This window comes from Pseudomonas sp. G7(2022) (assembly GCF_052660475.1).
On the sequence record NZ_CP109659.1, the window covers coordinates 949,505 to 964,324 of the forward strand.

Sequence of the window (14,820 nt, forward strand, 5' to 3'; positions counted from 1 at the left end):
GCCTTAAGACGGGCGCAAACCGCGTTCCAGCCAGAGACGGCTGGCGAGGGTGACCACGCCATCGAGCAGCAACGCCAACAGCGCGGTGCACGCGGCGCCGAGCAGCAGTTGCGGCTGATTGTTCAGGGCGATGCCGGGGAAGATCAGGCTGCCGAGGCTGTTGGCGCCGATCAGGAAGGCCAGCGGCGCTGTACCGACGTTGATCGCCAGGGCCACCCGCACACCGCCAACGATGATCGGCACGGCGTTGGGCAATTCGACCTGCCACAACACCTGGCGCGGAGTCATGCCGATGCCGACTGCGGCTTCTTTCAGCGAACCCTGGACGTTTTTCAGGCCTTCATAGGTGTTGCGCACAATCGGCAAAAGCGAGGCGAGGAACAACGCGAAGATCGCCGGACCACTGCCGATGCCGAGTATCCCCAGGGCAATCGCCAGTACGGCCAGCGGTGGCACGGTGTTGCCGATGTTGAAGATTTGCATGAAGCGTTCGGCGCGGCCGACCATGGTCGGGCGGCTCAGGAAGATACCGGCGGGGATGCCCACGACAAGGGCGGCCAGCATTGAAGCGAGGACGAGAATCAGATGAGCTTGCAGGTAAAACAACAAATCGTCGCGGTAGTGTTCGATCGTGTTGATGCCGATCCAGTGGACCAGCAGGGCCAGGAGCGCGATTACCACCGCACCTCCCATCAGCCCTTTGCCATAGCGGATAGCCACAGGCGGACTCCTTTTTTATAGTCGGCGGACGCTGTCCCGAGTGGCATGCCATGCCTGGCTGCCGGGCGTGAACGTTCGCGAGAAGCAGCTCCCCCAGCACCGGCCAAAAGCGGTCTGAAAGTGAGCCATGAGCGCAGCCTCGTCAGGCTAACTTGCTGATTTTTCAGCCCCTGACGAAAAGTCGTAACAGGGGATGGACGTCTCCGTGCTTTAAAAGGTTCCCATCTGAGGCAGCATTTGGCCACCCTTAATGTGCTCAACGGTTCGGTTATTGTCTTGACTTGGGCTATAATCGCGGCCCTTTTTTGAATCACCGCCAGGCGATTTCCCATGACCAGACAGGCCGCCGAAGTCGCGAAACGCCGCACTTTCGCCATTATTTCCCACCCCGATGCCGGTAAAACCACGATCACCGAAAAGCTCCTGTTGATGGGCAAGGCGATTGCAGTGGCCGGTACGGTGAAATCCCGTAAATCCGACCGCCATGCGACATCCGACTGGATGGAGATGGAGAAGCAGCGGGGTATTTCCATTACCACGTCGGTCATGCAGTTCCCGTATCGCGAACATATGATCAACCTGCTCGACACCCCGGGCCACGAAGACTTCTCCGAAGACACCTACCGCACCCTGACCGCGGTGGACTCGGCCTTGATGGTCCTCGACGGCGGTAAAGGTGTCGAGCCACGTACCATTGCGCTGATGGACGTCTGCCGTCTGCGTGACACGCCGATCGTCAGCTTCATCAACAAACTCGACCGTGACATCCGTGACCCGATCGAACTGCTCGACGAAATCGAAGCCGTTCTGAAGATCAAGGCCGCGCCGATCACCTGGCCGATCGGTTGCTACCGCGACTTCAAGGGCGTTTACCACCTGGCCGACGACTACATCATTGTCTACACCGCCGGTCACGGTCACGAACGCACCGAAACCAAGATCATCGAAAAGCTTGATTCCGACGAAGCCCGCGCCCACCTGGGCGACGAGTACGAGCGCTTCCTCGAACAGCTGGAACTGGTGCAGGGCGCCTGCCACGAGTTCAACCAGCAGGAGTTCCTCGACGGTCAGCTGACCCCGGTGTTCTTCGGTACCGCACTGGGCAACTTCGGTGTCGACCACGTACTCGACGCCGTGGTCGACTGGGCACCGCGTCCGCTGCCACGTGTGGCCAACGAGCGTACCGTGGAGCCGGTGGAAGAAAAGTTCTCGGGCTTCATCTTCAAGATCCAGGCGAACATGGACCCGAAACACCGTGACCGCATCGCCTTCATGCGCATTTGCTCGGGCAAGTACGAGAAAGGCATGAAGATGCGTCACGTGCGTACCGGCAAGGACGTGCGCATCGGCGACGCCCTGACGTTCTTCTCCTCCGAGCGTGAACAGCTCGAAGAAGCGTACGCCGGCGATATCATCGGTCTGCACAACCACGGCACGATCCAGATCGGTGACACCTTCAGCGAAGGCGAAACCCTGGGCTTCACCGGTATCCCGCACTTCGCCCCGGAACTGTTCCGCCGCGTACGCCTGCGCGATCCGCTGAAATCCAAGCAACTGCGCCAGGGCCTGCAACAGCTGGCCGAAGAAGGCGCGACCCAGGTGTTCTTCCCGGAGCGCAGCAACGACATCATCCTCGGCGCCGTCGGTGTGCTGCAGTTCGATGTGGTCGCCAGCCGCCTGAAAGAGGAATACAAGGTCGAGTGCTCCTACGAGCCGATCACCGTCTATTCCGCGCGTTGGATCGAATGCAGCGACAAGAAGAAGCTCGAGGAATTCTCCAACAAGGCGGTGGAAAACCTGGCGCTGGACGGCGGCGGTCACCTGACTTACCTCGCGCCGACCCGGGTCAACCTGGCCCTGATGGAAGAGCGCTGGCCGGACGTGAAATTCCGTGCGACGCGTGAGCACCATTAAGCGCTGACTGGCGACACCCGAAAAAGCCCACTGATATAACAGTGGGTTTTTTTTGCGTGTTGATTAAGTATGCGAACTCATTCAAGTCGGGCGCAGTGCATCTGGTCCCATCAATAAGGGAGCGATCGAATGACAGGGAGGCTCGCTTATCTGCTTCGGCCCAATGGTTATTTCAGCCTGATGGCCTGGGTGCTGGCGGCGTTGCTCTTCATTAATCGCCTGAGCAGCATGGTCAAGCTGTTCATGGCGTTGTACTTGCGCCAGGAGCTGGGGCTGGCGATTGAAACCGTCGGCTGGCTGCTGTCGGCATATGGCGGTGGTCTGCTGATCGGCTCGATGCTCGGCGGATGGCTCAGTGACCACGTCCGCACGGCGCGCCTGACGGCGGCGCTGTTCTTTGTCTCTGCGTGGGTTCTGGTCTTGCTGGGTCTGGTTACGCAAGTGCCGTTGCTGGCCGGGTTGCTATTGCTCAGCGGCACTCTCGATGGCGCGATTCGCACCCTGCATCAGCGACTGATCATGGAGTATTGCGAGGTTGCGCAGCGCCCACGGGCGCAGGCGTTGAGTCGCATCGCCCGGAACCTCGGGATGGCCGCTGCCGGTGTAGCGGGCGGTGTTCTGGCACAGGTGGATTTTCGCTGGGTGTTTTTCATCAGTGCCGGGCTCACGCTGCTGGCGCTGCTCTGGTTCATCCGCACGACCTGGCGCCGGCCGGTGCTGATCGCTGACGAGGCGCCACCGGCGCAATCGGGTTCGGGCCTTCCCTATCGCGACAAACCATTTCTCTGGTTGCTGGCGGCGACCGTCCTTCTTGGCATGTCGTTCGACACGGTCTACAGCACCTTGGGCAACTATCTTCGCGACTATTACCGTTTGAGCACCGAGGCCATCGGCTGGCAGTTCGCGATCAACGCGATTCTGGTGGTAGCGCTGCAGATTCCCATGTCGCACTGGGGGGAACGCTGGGGCGCGCGTCGGCCATTGATCGCCGGTTGTGTGCTGCTGGCGGTCGGACTCGGCATGTTGCCGCTGGGTTCCGGCTTGTTTTATGCCTGTCTCTCGACAGTCATCTGGACGCTGGGGGAAGCGTTGTTCATGCCACCGTTGAACGTGCTGGTAATGCAGCATGCACAAACCGGAAAAAGCGGCCGTTACTTCGGTCTGTTCTTCATGGCCTGGAGTGCGAGTTCCCTGTTGTCGCCGGTGCTGGGTGGGCAGCTCTACGGCCAGTTCGGTGGCCACAGTGTCTGGCTGGCGAGTGCCGTGCTGGCCTCGCTGTCAGTACCGCTGATTTATCAGGCCACCCGTATTCGAACCACGCAATGCGCAAATGCTTAGCCGATCCGGTTATAGGCGTTATTCGAAAGTGGTCTGTCCACGCATGGCATTTTCGGGCATGGGGCAGCGTCCTATCTGGTGAACCCGGCGGATCGGAACTAGATTTCAATCAGCGTCAGGTCAGGCATGAATTTTCACTTGGAACAGGATGGACTCGGCTATGAAAAGCAGGTTGCTACGGGTTTTGCTGCTGTTGAAAGTGATGGTGATGCTGTCCCTCGGCACCGCGACGGCCTGGGCCGAGTGCGAGGATCACGATACCCAGGCGTCCAGCGGGCAGGTGGGGCACAGCGCGCTGATGCTGGCCAAGTCCGAGTCCGAGCCGGGCGATCAGGGCCAGGGCGGCAGCGCCGACGATGACGACTCGACCACCGACGAGCCGGACTCCGATGATCCGGATGAAGGCGACAGCCAGACGTAGATTGCAGACAATAGAAAACCTCTTCTGCCTCGACTGATGTGCAATCGCAATCGAGGTGGAAGAGGGGGAGTAAACGAGAAAACAGTTTGAAGTTACCGAAGACTAAAATACTTCAGGCTTTAGTGCGGACTATCCTTCCTCTATGTTTCCCGCGGATCCGCAAAGTTGTCGGCTCTGCTTGAAAATCTCCTGCTTGCAATGCGAGCCGTTTGTCGGAATTTCACATTGATTGTTCCAGACCTGTCAGAAATGACAGTAGACGTCGTGTTGTTTGCTCCTTATAAGTATTCGTGCAGTTGGATGCTTTTAATTACTAAAAGGAATCGTATGATGAGTACTGACGAAAGCAAGAATACTACCGGGAAATTGCAGGCTACTGGAACTTCAGTGCCAGGTTTTTCGACGACTGATGTTTCTTTTAAGCAAAATCTATCGGATAAAGGCTATTCCTTGGACGGCAGAATGGCAACGGAGCAACTGGGTTTTTTTATACGAACTTTAGATGTTAAAGAGAACGTAAATTACGATATACAAACGGCTTGGTCCGGAGAGAAGGAAACTGCGTTAGCTTATTATAAGAGCGCTGAGGGGGTTGCCTATGACGGTGTTTCAGGAACTATCGTGTTTAAAAAGTTCGATGATTTTTCTGAAAGTGCCGAATTTGAAGCTAGGTTGAAGTTGGAAAGTGCTACAGGTGATGTTAAGGATAAAGTCGTGGTTCTAGGTGAATTTGTGGGGTTTGAGGGACCGTAATCCTTAATTCATGGGTTAGGCTTTTGTTTGATTTTTAAATTGTCTGGAGTTATTGGCGAAAGGGAGGGGGGCTTTTGTTGTGGTTTGGAAAAAAGGTCTTCTGTATCTTTGTGATGCTCGCTGAACAACCGCTTTCTTCCAATTGTCGTTTTGGAAGAAAGCGGTTTGGCTGATTGTTTGAATACCGCCACAATTACATGAGCGTTTACTTTGCCACGCCGTGGAGGAGTTGCTCGGCACCGCGACGGCCTGGGCCGAGTGCGAGGATCACGATACCCAGGCGTCCAGCGGGCAGGTGGGGCACAGCGCGCTGATGCTGGCCAAGTCCGAGTCCGAGCCGGGCGATCAGGGCCAGGGCGGCAGCGCCGACGATGACGACTCGACCACCGACGAGCCGGACTCCGATGATCCGGATGAAGGCGATAGCCAGACGTAAATTCCGGACAAAAGAAAACCCCTTCTTTCTCGACTGATGCGCAATCGAGGCAGAAGGGGTTTGGTCAACATCATCAACAACCCGCCCCAGGAAACCGGGCGGGTTTTTTCATGCCGCGCCGTCGAGGAACTGTTCGGCGTAGTGGCAAGCCACCTGCCGATTGTCGAGGTGGCGCAACGCCGGTTCTTCAGTACTGCAACGCTCGGTCGCGTACGGGCAGCGCTTGTGGAAAGCACAGCCCGGTGGCGGGTTCAGCGGGTTAGGCAACTCGCCGACGATCTTGATTTTCGGCTTGTTCGGGTCCGGATGGATGGTCGGGGTCGCCGACAGCAGCGCCTGGGTGTACGGGTGCAGCGGGCGTTCATAGATGTCGTTCTTCGGACCCATTTCCACGGGGCGGCCGAGGTACATCACCATCACGTCATCGGCCACGTGTTGCACCACCGCGAGGTTGTGCGAGATGAACACATAGGCGGTGTTGAACTCCTGCTGCAGATCCATGAACAGGTTCAGTACCTGGGCCTGGATCGACACATCGAGCGCCGAGGTCGGTTCGTCCGCCACCAGCACTTTCGGTTGCAGCATCATCGCTCGGGCCAGCGCGATACGCTGACGCTGACCGCCGGAGAACATGTGCGGATAGCGCTGATAATGCTCGGGACGCAAGCCGACCTGCTTCATCATCGCCTGGACTTTCTCGCGACGTTCGGCGGCCGACAGGTTGGTGTTGATCAGCAGCGGCTCGGCCAGTTGATCACCGATCTTCTGCCGTGGGTTCAACGAGGCGTATGGGCTCTGGAACACCATCTGCACGTCTTTGCGCAGTTGCTTGCGCTGGGCCTTGTCGGCGCCGGCCACTTCTTGCCCGGCGATTTTCAGGGAGCCGGACGACGGCTCCTCGATCAGGGTCAGGGCACGGGCCAGGGTGGATTTGCCGCAGCCCGATTCGCCCACAACGGCGAGGGTCTTGCCGGCTTCCAGTTCGAACGACACGCCGTTGAGGGCGCGCACGGTCGCGTGGCCCTTGAACAGGCCACGGGAGACTTCGTAGTGACGGGTCAGGTCGCGGGCGGTAAGTACGACGGCCATTACGCCACCTCCTGGTTCAGCGGGTAGAAGCAGCGGGCGAGGCTGTGGCTTTTCGGGTCAAGGGTCGGACGCTGTGCGCGGCAGCTGTCCTGCACGTACGGGCAGCGCGGTGACAACAGGCAGCCTTGCGGACGGTCGTAACGGCCCGGAACGATGCCCGGCAGAGTGGCCAGACGCTCGGCACCCTGGCTGTGCTCCGGAATCGCCTTGAGCAGCGCTTCGCTGTACGGGTGCGCTGGGATGTCGAACAGTTGCGGCACCTGACCGACTTCAACGGCTTGCCCTGCGTACATCACGCACACGCGCTGGGCGGTTTCAGCCACCACGGCGAGGTCGTGGGTGATCAGCACCAGGCCCATGTTCTGCTCTTTCTGCAACGCCAGCAGCAGGTCCATGATCTGCGCCTGAATCGTCACGTCGAGTGCTGTGGTCGGTTCGTCGGCGATCAGCAGTTTCGGCTCGCCGGCAATCGCCATGGCAATTGCCACGCGCTGGCTCATGCCGCCGGACAGTTGATGCGGGTAGGCGTCCATACGGTTCGCGGCGCCCGGGATTTCAACCTTTTCCAGCAGTTCGATGGCGCGCTTGCGGGCGGCCTTGCCGGACATTTTCAGGTGCAGGCGCAGCACTTCCTCGATCTGGAAACCGACGGTATAGCTCGGGTTCAGCGCGGTCATCGGATCCTGGAACACCATGGACAGGTCTTTACCGACGATCTGCCGACGCTGGCGATTGCTCAGTTTGAGCATGTCTTTACCGTCGAAGCTCAGGGAATCGGCAGTGACGATCCCCGGGTGTTCGATCAGGCCCATCAGCGCCATCATGGTCACGGACTTGCCGGAACCCGACTCGCCCACGATCGCCAGGACTTCGCCCTTGTCGACTTTCAGGTCGAGGCCGTCGACCACGGGTGTGGCGTTCTTGTCGCCGAAGCGAACGTTGAGATTCTTGATTTCTAGCAGTGACATGGGAATCTCCTCAGGCGGCGTTCTTGAGTTTCGGGTCCAGCGCATCGCGCAGACCGTCGCCCATCAAGTTGATTGCCAGCACGCTGAGCAAAATGGTCAAACCAGGCAGACTCACGACCCACCAGGCGCGTTCGATGTAGTCGCGGGCCGAAGCCAGCATGGTGCCCCACTCAGGGGTTGGCGGCTGGACGCCGAGGCCGAGGAAGCCCAGGGCGGCGGCATCGAGGATCGCCGAAGAGAAGCTCAGGGTCGCCTGGACGATCAGCGGTGCCATGCAGTTGGGCAGCACGGTGATGAACATCAGGCGTGGCAGACCGGCACCGGCCAGGCGCGCAGCGGTCACGTAGTCGCGGTTCAGTTCGCCCATCACCGCGGCACGGGTCAGACGCACGTAGGACGGCAAGGACACCACGGCAATGGCGATCACGGTGTTGATCAGGCCTGGGCCGAGGATGGCGACGATCGCCACGGCCAGCAGCAGCGACGGCAGGGCCAGCATGATGTCCATCAGACGCATGATGGTCGGGCCAATCATTTTCGGGAAGAAGCCGGCGAACAGGCCCAGCAGAATCCCCGGGATCAGCGACATCACCACCGACGACAGGCCGATCAGCAGCGAAAGACGCGAACCCTGGATCAGACGCGACAGCAGGTCGCGACCCAGTTCGTCGGTACCGAGCAGGAATTGCATTTGCCCGCCTTCGAGCCACGCCGGCGGCGTCAGCAGGAAGTCACGGTATTGCTCGCTCGGGTTATGCGGGGCGACCCACGGCGCGAAAATCGCGCAGAAAATTACCAGCAGCATGAACAGCAGACCGGCGACGGCGCCCTTGTTCTTGGCAAAGGCCTGCCAGAACTCTTTGTACGGTGACGGGTACAGCAGACTTTGATCCACGGCGGTGGCGGCGGTGACTACTGAGGAAGTTGGAGTGCTCATGGGTATTGACCTCAGCGCTGATGACGGATGCGTGGGTTGGCAAAGCCGTAGAGGATGTCCACCACGAAGTTGACCAGAATCACCAGGCAGGCGATTAACAGGATGCCGTTTTGCACAACCGGGTAGTCCCGGGCGCCGATGGCTTCGATCAGCCATTTACCGATGCCGGGCCAGGAGAAGATGGTTTCGGTCAGAACCGCACCGGCCAGCAGGGTGCCGACTTGCAGGCCGACCACGGTCAACACCGGGATCAGCGCGTTGCGCAGACCGTGCACGAACACCACGCGCGACGGCGACAGGCCTTTGGCCTTGGCGGTACGGATGTAGTCTTCACGCAATACTTCGAGCATCGACGAACGGGTCATCCGCGCGATCACCGCCAGCGGAATTGTGCCCAGCACGATGGCCGGCAGGATCAGGTGGTGCAGGGCATCGAGGAACGCACCCATGTCATCGGCCAGCAGGGTGTCGATCAGCATGAAACCGGTGCGCGGCTCGATGTCGTAAAGCAGGTCGATCCGTCCGGATACCGGGGTCCAGCCCAGGCTCACGGAGAAGAACATGATGAGGATCAGGCCCCACCAGAAAATCGGCATCGAGTACCCCGCCAGGGAGATGCCCATCACCCCGTGGTCGAACAGGGATCCTCGCTTGAGGGCCGCAATCACCCCGGCCAACAGGCCCAGGATGCCGGCGAACAGCAGGGCGGCCATGGACAGTTCCAGGGTCGCCGGGAAGAGGGAGGTGAACTCGGTCCATACGCTCTCGCGGGTGCGCAGGGATTCACCGAGGTCGCCGTGGGCCAGTTTGCCGATGTAGTCCAGATACTGGGCGTACAGCGGTTTGTTCAGACCGAGGCGTTCCATTGCCTGAGCGTGCATTTCGGGGTCGACCCGACGTTCGCCCATCATCACTTCCACGGGGTCGCCGGGAATCATGCGAATCAACGCGAAAGTCAGCAAGGTGATGCCGAAAAACGTGGGGATCAATAACCCCAGTCGGCGGGCAATAAAACTAAACATCGTGTGTGGTACCTCATCAGCCGGTTAGGCGTGCCCGGTTTCCCTGGGGTCAGGGAAACCGGGAGTTTTCTTATCTACTTCACCTGGGTGGTGGCGAAGTTATTGGTTGTCAGAGGGCTGATGTGATAACCCTCAACGTTGTTGCGCATTGCAGTGAACATCCGGGTGTGGGCCATGCTGATCCACGGTTGGTCCTGATTGAACAGCACCTGGGCTTGTTCATACAGCTTGGCGCGTTCGGCCGGATCTACTTTAGCCCGTGCTTCGTCGAGCAGTGTCTGGAATTTTTCGTTGCACCAGCGAGCGTAGTTTTCGCCGTTCTTGGCGGCTTCGCAACTGAGCATAGGCGTCAGGAAGTTATCCGGGTCGCCGTTGTCGCCCGCCCATCCGGCCGACACCATATCGTGTTCGCCGGCCTTGGCGCGCTTGAGCATCTCACCCCATTCCATCACACGGATGTCGATCTTGATCCCGACTTTCGCCAGGTCAGCCTGCATCATTTGTGCGCCGAGCATCGGGTTCGGGTTGGTCGGGCCGCCGCCATTGCGGGTGAACAGGGTGAACACGGTGCCTTCCGGCACGCCGGCTTCCTTGAGCAGGGCGCGGGCCTTGTCGAGGTCACGTGGCGGGTTCTTCAACTCGTGGTTGTAGCCCAGCAGGGTCGGCGGGTACGGGTTGACCGCAACGGTCGCGTTGCCTTTGCCGAACAGCGCGTTGACGTAGGCTTCCTTGTCGAAGGCGATGTCGATGGCTTTGCGCACCCGCACGTCGCTCATGTACTTGTGCTGGGTGTTCATGGCGACATACGAGACGGTCATCGCATCCAGTTCGTCGACTTTCAGGTTGCTGTCTTTCTTGATGCTCGGGATGTCATCCGGTTTCGGATACAGCGCGATCTGGCACTCGTTGGCCTTGAGCTTCTGCAAACGCACGTTGTTGTCGGTGGCGATCGCCAGGATCAGCGCGTCAGCCGGAGGCTTGCCACGGAAGTAGTCCGGGTTGGCCTTGAAGCGTACCTGGGCGTCCTTGTTGTAGCGCTGGAAGATGAACGGCCCGGTGCCGATCGGTTTGCTGTTCAGGTCGCCGGTCTTGTTGGCCTTGAGCAACTGGTCGGCGTATTCGGCCGGATAGATCGAGGAGAACGCCATGGCGATGTCGGCCAGGAACGGCGCTTCGCGGCGGGTCAGGGTGAACTTGACCGTGTTGTCGTCGACTTTCTCGACGCTTTTGAGCAGTTCCTTGAAGCCCATGCTTTCAAAGTACGGGAAGCCCACGCTCGACAGCTTGTGCCACGGGTGATTCGGGTCCAGCTGACGCTGGAAGCTCCAGACCACGTCGTCGGCATTCATGTCGCGGGTCGGCTTGAAATAGTCGGTGGTGTGAAACTTGACGCCTTTGCGCAGGTGGAACGTGTAGGTCAGGCCGTCTTCGCTGATGTCCCAGGACTCGGCCAGCGCCGGAATCACTTCGGTGGTGCCGGGCTTGAAGTCCGCCAGACGGTTGAAGATGGTTTCGGCCACCGCGTCGGCAGTGACTGCAGTCGTGTACTGGACCATATCGAAGCCTTCCGGACTGGCTTCGGTGCAGACCACCAAGGGTTTGGCCGAGACGCCGATGGCGGCGCTCAACAAGGCGGCAGCGACGGCCGCACGTAGGGGAAGCATTTTCATCGTTAACCCTCTGCAATCGGTTGAAGACAAAAAGCCGAACGGCCGACTCGTCACTGAGTCAGCCGTCGGCACGCGTTTTTACAGAATGTTGAATGGTACGGTGGTCACGAGACGGAACTCGTTGATGCTGCCGTCAGCCTGGTTTTCGCTGGCACGGTGAGCGGTGTAGGTGGCGCGCACGGTGGTCGCCTTGAGCGGACCGCTCTGTACCGCGTAGGTGGCACCGATGCCGTATTCGTAGTGGTGTTCGCCGTCCATGTTTTTCACGTCATACGCAGTGCCGGTGTAGTGAGTACCGTCGATGCCCCAGCCGCGAGCCTGGTAGATGTTGAACTTCAGGCCTGGTACGCCGTACTCGGCCATGTTCAGACCGTAGGCGACCTGGAAGGACTTCTCGTTCGGGCCGTTGAAGTCGGACAGCAGGGAGTTGGCCAGGTAGATGCCGTTGGTTTCGTGCAGGTAGTCGAAGTACTCGTTACCGTTAATTTCCTGGTACGAGAAGGTCAGGCTGTGTGCCTGGTGGGTCAGGCCGAACGACAGGGAGTAGGTGTCGTTGTCGATGTTGCCCATCTCTTTTTTGCCGGTATCGACCGTCTTGTAGTAGTTCAGGCCGGTGGTCAGGCTCACGACATTGCTGTCACCCAACTCGTGGGTGGCGCCGAAGTAGTACTGGTTCCAGAAGTCTTCAACCTTGGAAGCGTACAGGCTGGTCTTCAGGCTTTTCAGCGGCTGGTAGTTCAGGCCGACGATGCTCACGCGATCGGTTTCGGCATTGTTGTTGGTGTACTCGGAGCGGAATTTCGACAGGCTTTCTTCGGTACGCGGCGATACGCGGTCGAAGCTGCCGGCGTCGAACGACAGGTTGTTCAGCTCTTCGCTGTGCAGGCTGACACCTTCAAAGCTCGAAGGCAGCGCACGGTTGCCGATGGTGTCGACGATGGGGGTGCTGAAGTTCTGGCGACCGGCGGTCAGGGTGGTGTTGGAAACGCGGAACTTGACGTTGGCCAGGCCCAGTTTGCTCCACTGACCTTCGGCATCACCGCCTTCTTTGGTCAGGGTACGGTTGTTGCCTGCGCCTGGACGCGAGCCCGGTGCGCCACCATTGTTGGAGGCCAGATCCTTGCGGTCGCGCTCCAGGGCAACGGCGTTGTACGCGGCCACTTCAGTGCTGACACCGACGGTGCCCTGAGTGAAGCCGGAGGTGTAGTTGACGATGGTGCCCTGCACCCAGTTGATACGACGATCGGTCGGGGTTGCAACGCCGTCTTTGCGGTAGGTGAACTTGCCGCCACGTTTCAGTTGCTCGTTGGCGTACCAGTTACGGGTCGTGCCGCTGATCTTGGAGCCTTCGAGGAAACCGGTGGCTTCAGCCTGGGCGCTCTGCTCGTTGACGGTAACCGGGGTGAACGCCTGGCTCTGTTCCTCGGCATAAGCCGTGGCGGTGATGCTGCTGATGGCCAGGGCCAGTATCGCGGTGCTGCTCAGTTTCATGGGTGAAGCTCCTTTACTTTCTTTTTATGCCGGCTTTTTTTATAGGGCCGGTTTTTGGTTTTAGAACTCATTCACACATCGCAAACGTTTGCAAAAGGCCTGATTGGCGAATTTCGGCAAAGCGCTTGCGTGAGGAGGTAGACGGCCTCCTCAGCGATGCGGCTAGTCGGTTTTTTGTTTAATCGATGCTGACACCCGAAAACACGTTGCGACCGAACGGGCTCACCTTGAACCCCTCGACTCTCGCGCTCAGCGGCTGGTTGACCGTCGAGTGGGCGACAGGCGTGATCGGCACTTGCTGCTTAAGCAACTGCTGGGCCTGTTTGTAGAGCACGGTGCGCTGCTCACGGTCGGTGACCACCTTGGCCTCCTTGATCAGCTTGTCGTAAGCCGGGTCGCACCACATGGAGTAGTTGTTGCCGCCAATGGCGTCGCAGCTGTACAGCGTGCCGAGCCAGTTGTCCGGGTCCCCGTTGTCACCGGTCCAGCCGATCAGGCTGATGTCGTGTTCGCCATTCTTGGTGCGCTTGATGTACTCGCCCCATTCGTAACTGACGATCTTCACTTTCAGACCGATCTTGGCCCAGTCAGCCTGGAGCATTTCGGCCATCAGCTTGGCGTTCGGGTTGTACGGACGCTGCACCGGCATGGCCCACAGGTTGATTTCTGTGCCCTCCTTGACGCCGGCAGCCTTGAGCAGTGCCTTGGCTTTTTCCGGGTTGTAGGCGGTTTCCTTGATGGTGTCGTCGTAGGCCCACTGGGTCGGTGGCATGGCGTTGACGGCCAGTTGACCGGCGCCTTGATAAACAGCGTTGAGAATCCCTTGTTTATTCACCGCCATGTCCAGCGCCTGCCGCACTTCGAGCTGGTCGAACGGTTTATGGCGCACGTTGTAGGCGATGTAGCCGAGGTTGAAGCCCGGCTTTTCGATCAATTGCAGTTTCGGGTCGTTCTTCAGTGCCGGCACATCCGCCGGGCGTGGATGCAGTGTGACCTGGCACTCGCCGGCCTTGAGCTTCTGCACGCGAACCGAGGCGTCGGTATTGATCGCGAAAATCAGGTTCTTCAGCTTCACCCGGCTCTGATCCCAGTAATGCGGGTTGCCGGTGTAGCGGATGTTCGAGTCTTTCTGATAGCTCTTGAACACGAACGGCCCTGTGCCGATCGGCTTCTGGTTGATGTCGCTCGGCTTGCCTTCGGCCAGCAATTTGTCGGCGTATTCGGCAGACAGAATGGCGGCGAAGCTCATGGCGATGTTCTGGATGAACGCGGCGTCGACGCTGTTGAGCGTGAACACCACGGTCAGCGGCCCGGTCTTTTCGACCTTGGCGATGTTCTTGTTGAGGCTCATCCCGTTGAAATACGGGAACTCGGTCGGATAAGCCTTACGGAAGGGCTGTTGCGGATCGAGCATGCGGTTAAACGTGAACAGCACGTCGTCGGCGTTGAAATCGCGGGTAGGTTTGAAGTACGCCGTTGAATGAAACTTCACCCCTTCACGCAGGTGAAAGGTGTACTTGAGACCATCCTCGGAAATATCCCAGCTCGTTGCCAGACCCGGTACGACATTGGTCGCGCCTTTTTCGAATTCAGCCAGGCGGTTGTACAGCGGTTCGGCGGCGTCGTTATCGGTGGCCGTCGTGTACTGCGCGGTATCGAAACCGGCCGGACTGCCTTCGGAACAGAACACCAGGCTGTCGCTGGCGGCAAAAGTCGCGGACGTGGCGGCCAGCAGGCCGGCGCCCAGCAATGCGGAAAAAACCAAGGTATGGCGCATGACGCTCCCTCTTTATCTCAGTGTTTTTCAATGCGCCGTGATCCCTTCCAGGGAAGTTGTGGCTGCATTGAGCTCAAACCCACAGCAAACCGATAGCCCACGCAGTCACTGGTCAGAACCTGACGGTAGGGACCGCAGGTCTGGCAGTAAATGCGCAGAGTCCTAAAGACTCGTAGGAAAAGGCGACGCGTCCTAAACCAACCTGGTAGGGCCAGGTGGAAATGGATGTAGGCAAATTCCTGACTAATCGGCAGAAAAAAACAGCGGCGACGCTGAAAACGTCG

At 59.2% G+C, this 14,820-nt stretch carries 13 protein-coding genes; 5 read left to right on the forward strand and 8 right to left on the reverse strand.

The genetic code is table 11. The annotated features are described in order from the left end of the window. Window positions 1-3: 3 nt before the first annotated feature. Window positions 4-693, reverse strand: coding sequence for an ABC transporter permease (locus NE357_RS04125; protein ID WP_169432591.1), 690 nt, complete (start codon window positions 691-693; stop codon window positions 4-6). Between the two features lie 357 nt (window positions 694-1,050). Between NE357_RS04125 and NE357_RS04130 the strand changes: the two genes are divergently transcribed. The 5 genes from NE357_RS04130 to NE357_RS04150 all read left to right on the forward strand — a co-directional run bounded on the left by NE357_RS04130 (window position 1,051) and on the right by NE357_RS04150 (window position 5,582). After that, a complete protein-coding gene (locus tag NE357_RS04130; RefSeq protein ID WP_011332431.1) occupies window positions 1,051-2,634 on the forward strand; it encodes a peptide chain release factor 3 in 1,584 nt (527 codons plus the stop codon). Window positions 2,635-2,763: 129 nt separating this feature from the next. Next, window positions 2,764-3,972, forward strand: coding sequence for an MFS transporter (locus NE357_RS04135; protein ID WP_169428829.1), 1,209 nt, complete (start codon window positions 2,764-2,766; stop codon window positions 3,970-3,972). A 160-nt stretch (window positions 3,973-4,132) separates the two neighbouring features. Continuing rightward, window positions 4,133-4,393, forward strand: a complete 261-nt coding sequence (locus NE357_RS04140) for a hypothetical protein (protein WP_169428830.1) — start codon at window positions 4,133-4,135, stop codon at window positions 4,391-4,393. A gap of 330 nt (window positions 4,394-4,723) precedes the next feature. Continuing rightward, on the forward strand, window positions 4,724-5,146 hold the full coding sequence (locus NE357_RS04145) for a hypothetical protein (protein ID WP_169428831.1): 423 nt from the start codon (window positions 4,724-4,726) through the stop codon (window positions 5,144-5,146). Between the two features lie 220 nt (window positions 5,147-5,366). Beyond that, complete coding sequence (locus tag NE357_RS04150) at window positions 5,367-5,582, forward strand: hypothetical protein (RefSeq protein ID WP_249314372.1); 216 nt, start codon at window positions 5,367-5,369, stop codon at window positions 5,580-5,582. A gap of 108 nt (window positions 5,583-5,690) precedes the next feature. Here NE357_RS04150 and NE357_RS04155 read toward each other — a convergent pair whose 3' ends face one another. The 7 genes from NE357_RS04155 to NE357_RS04185 all read right to left on the reverse strand — a co-directional run bounded on the left by NE357_RS04155 (window position 5,691) and on the right by NE357_RS04185 (window position 14,536). Next, on the reverse strand, window positions 5,691-6,671 hold the full coding sequence (locus tag NE357_RS04155; RefSeq protein ID WP_169428832.1) for a peptide ABC transporter ATP-binding protein: 981 nt from the start codon (window positions 6,669-6,671) through the stop codon (window positions 5,691-5,693). Continuing rightward, the gene (locus tag NE357_RS04160; protein WP_169428833.1) at window positions 6,671-7,639 is read right to left on the reverse strand and encodes an ABC transporter ATP-binding protein; all 969 of its coding nucleotides are present in this window, start codon (window positions 7,637-7,639) and stop codon (window positions 6,671-6,673) included. Before NE357_RS04160 ends, NE357_RS04155 begins: the two co-directional genes overlap by 1 nt. Window positions 7,640-7,649: 10 nt before the next feature. After that, window positions 7,650-8,576 carry an ABC transporter permease subunit gene (locus NE357_RS04165; protein ID WP_115076533.1) on the reverse strand — a complete coding sequence of 309 codons (927 nt, stop codon included), beginning with the start codon at window positions 8,574-8,576 and terminating at the stop codon, window positions 7,650-7,652. 11 nt (window positions 8,577-8,587) lie between these two features. Next, window positions 8,588-9,598, reverse strand: coding sequence for an ABC transporter permease subunit (locus NE357_RS04170; RefSeq protein ID WP_007953665.1), 1,011 nt, complete (start codon window positions 9,596-9,598; stop codon window positions 8,588-8,590). A 74-nt stretch (window positions 9,599-9,672) separates the two neighbouring features. After that, on the reverse strand, window positions 9,673-11,268 hold the full coding sequence (locus NE357_RS04175; RefSeq protein ID WP_169428834.1) for an ABC transporter substrate-binding protein: 1,596 nt from the start codon (window positions 11,266-11,268) through the stop codon (window positions 9,673-9,675). A gap of 78 nt (window positions 11,269-11,346) precedes the next feature. Beyond that, the gene (locus NE357_RS04180) at window positions 11,347-12,759 is read right to left on the reverse strand and encodes an OprD family porin (RefSeq protein ID WP_169428835.1); all 1,413 of its coding nucleotides are present in this window, start codon (window positions 12,757-12,759) and stop codon (window positions 11,347-11,349) included. A 178-nt stretch (window positions 12,760-12,937) separates the two neighbouring features. Continuing rightward, a complete protein-coding gene (locus tag NE357_RS04185; protein ID WP_169428836.1) occupies window positions 12,938-14,536 on the reverse strand; it encodes an ABC transporter substrate-binding protein in 1,599 nt (532 codons plus the stop codon). Between the last annotated feature and the right edge of the window lie 284 nt (window positions 14,537-14,820).

Coding starts and splice junctions, on each gene's coding strand:
- NE357_RS04185 (WP_169428836.1), bottom strand. CDS start 14,536: ATGCGCCATACCTTGGTTTTTTCCGCATTGCTGGGCGCCGGCCTGCTG.
- NE357_RS04130 (WP_011332431.1), top strand. CDS start 1,051: ATGACCAGACAGGCCGCCGAAGTCGCGAAACGCCGCACTTTCGCCATT.
- NE357_RS04170 (WP_007953665.1), bottom strand. CDS start 9,598: ATGTTTAGTTTTATTGCCCGCCGACTGGGGTTATTGATCCCCACGTTT.
- NE357_RS04165 (WP_115076533.1), bottom strand. CDS start 8,576: ATGAGCACTCCAACTTCCTCAGTAGTCACCGCCGCCACCGCCGTGGAT.
- NE357_RS04155 (WP_169428832.1), bottom strand. CDS start 6,671: ATGGCCGTCGTACTTACCGCCCGCGACCTGACCCGTCACTACGAAGTC.
- NE357_RS04140 (WP_169428830.1), top strand. CDS start 4,133: ATGAAAAGCAGGTTGCTACGGGTTTTGCTGCTGTTGAAAGTGATGGTG.
- NE357_RS04160 (WP_169428833.1), bottom strand. CDS start 7,639: ATGTCACTGCTAGAAATCAAGAATCTCAACGTTCGCTTCGGCGACAAG.
- NE357_RS04125 (WP_169432591.1), bottom strand. CDS start 693: ATGGGAGGTGCGGTGGTAATCGCGCTCCTGGCCCTGCTGGTCCACTGG.
- NE357_RS04135 (WP_169428829.1), top strand. CDS start 2,764: ATGACAGGGAGGCTCGCTTATCTGCTTCGGCCCAATGGTTATTTCAGC.
- NE357_RS04175 (WP_169428834.1), bottom strand. CDS start 11,268: ATGAAAATGCTTCCCCTACGTGCGGCCGTCGCTGCCGCCTTGTTGAGC.
- NE357_RS04180 (WP_169428835.1), bottom strand. CDS start 12,759: ATGAAACTGAGCAGCACCGCGATACTGGCCCTGGCCATCAGCAGCATC.
- NE357_RS04145 (WP_169428831.1), top strand. CDS start 4,724: ATGAGTACTGACGAAAGCAAGAATACTACCGGGAAATTGCAGGCTACT.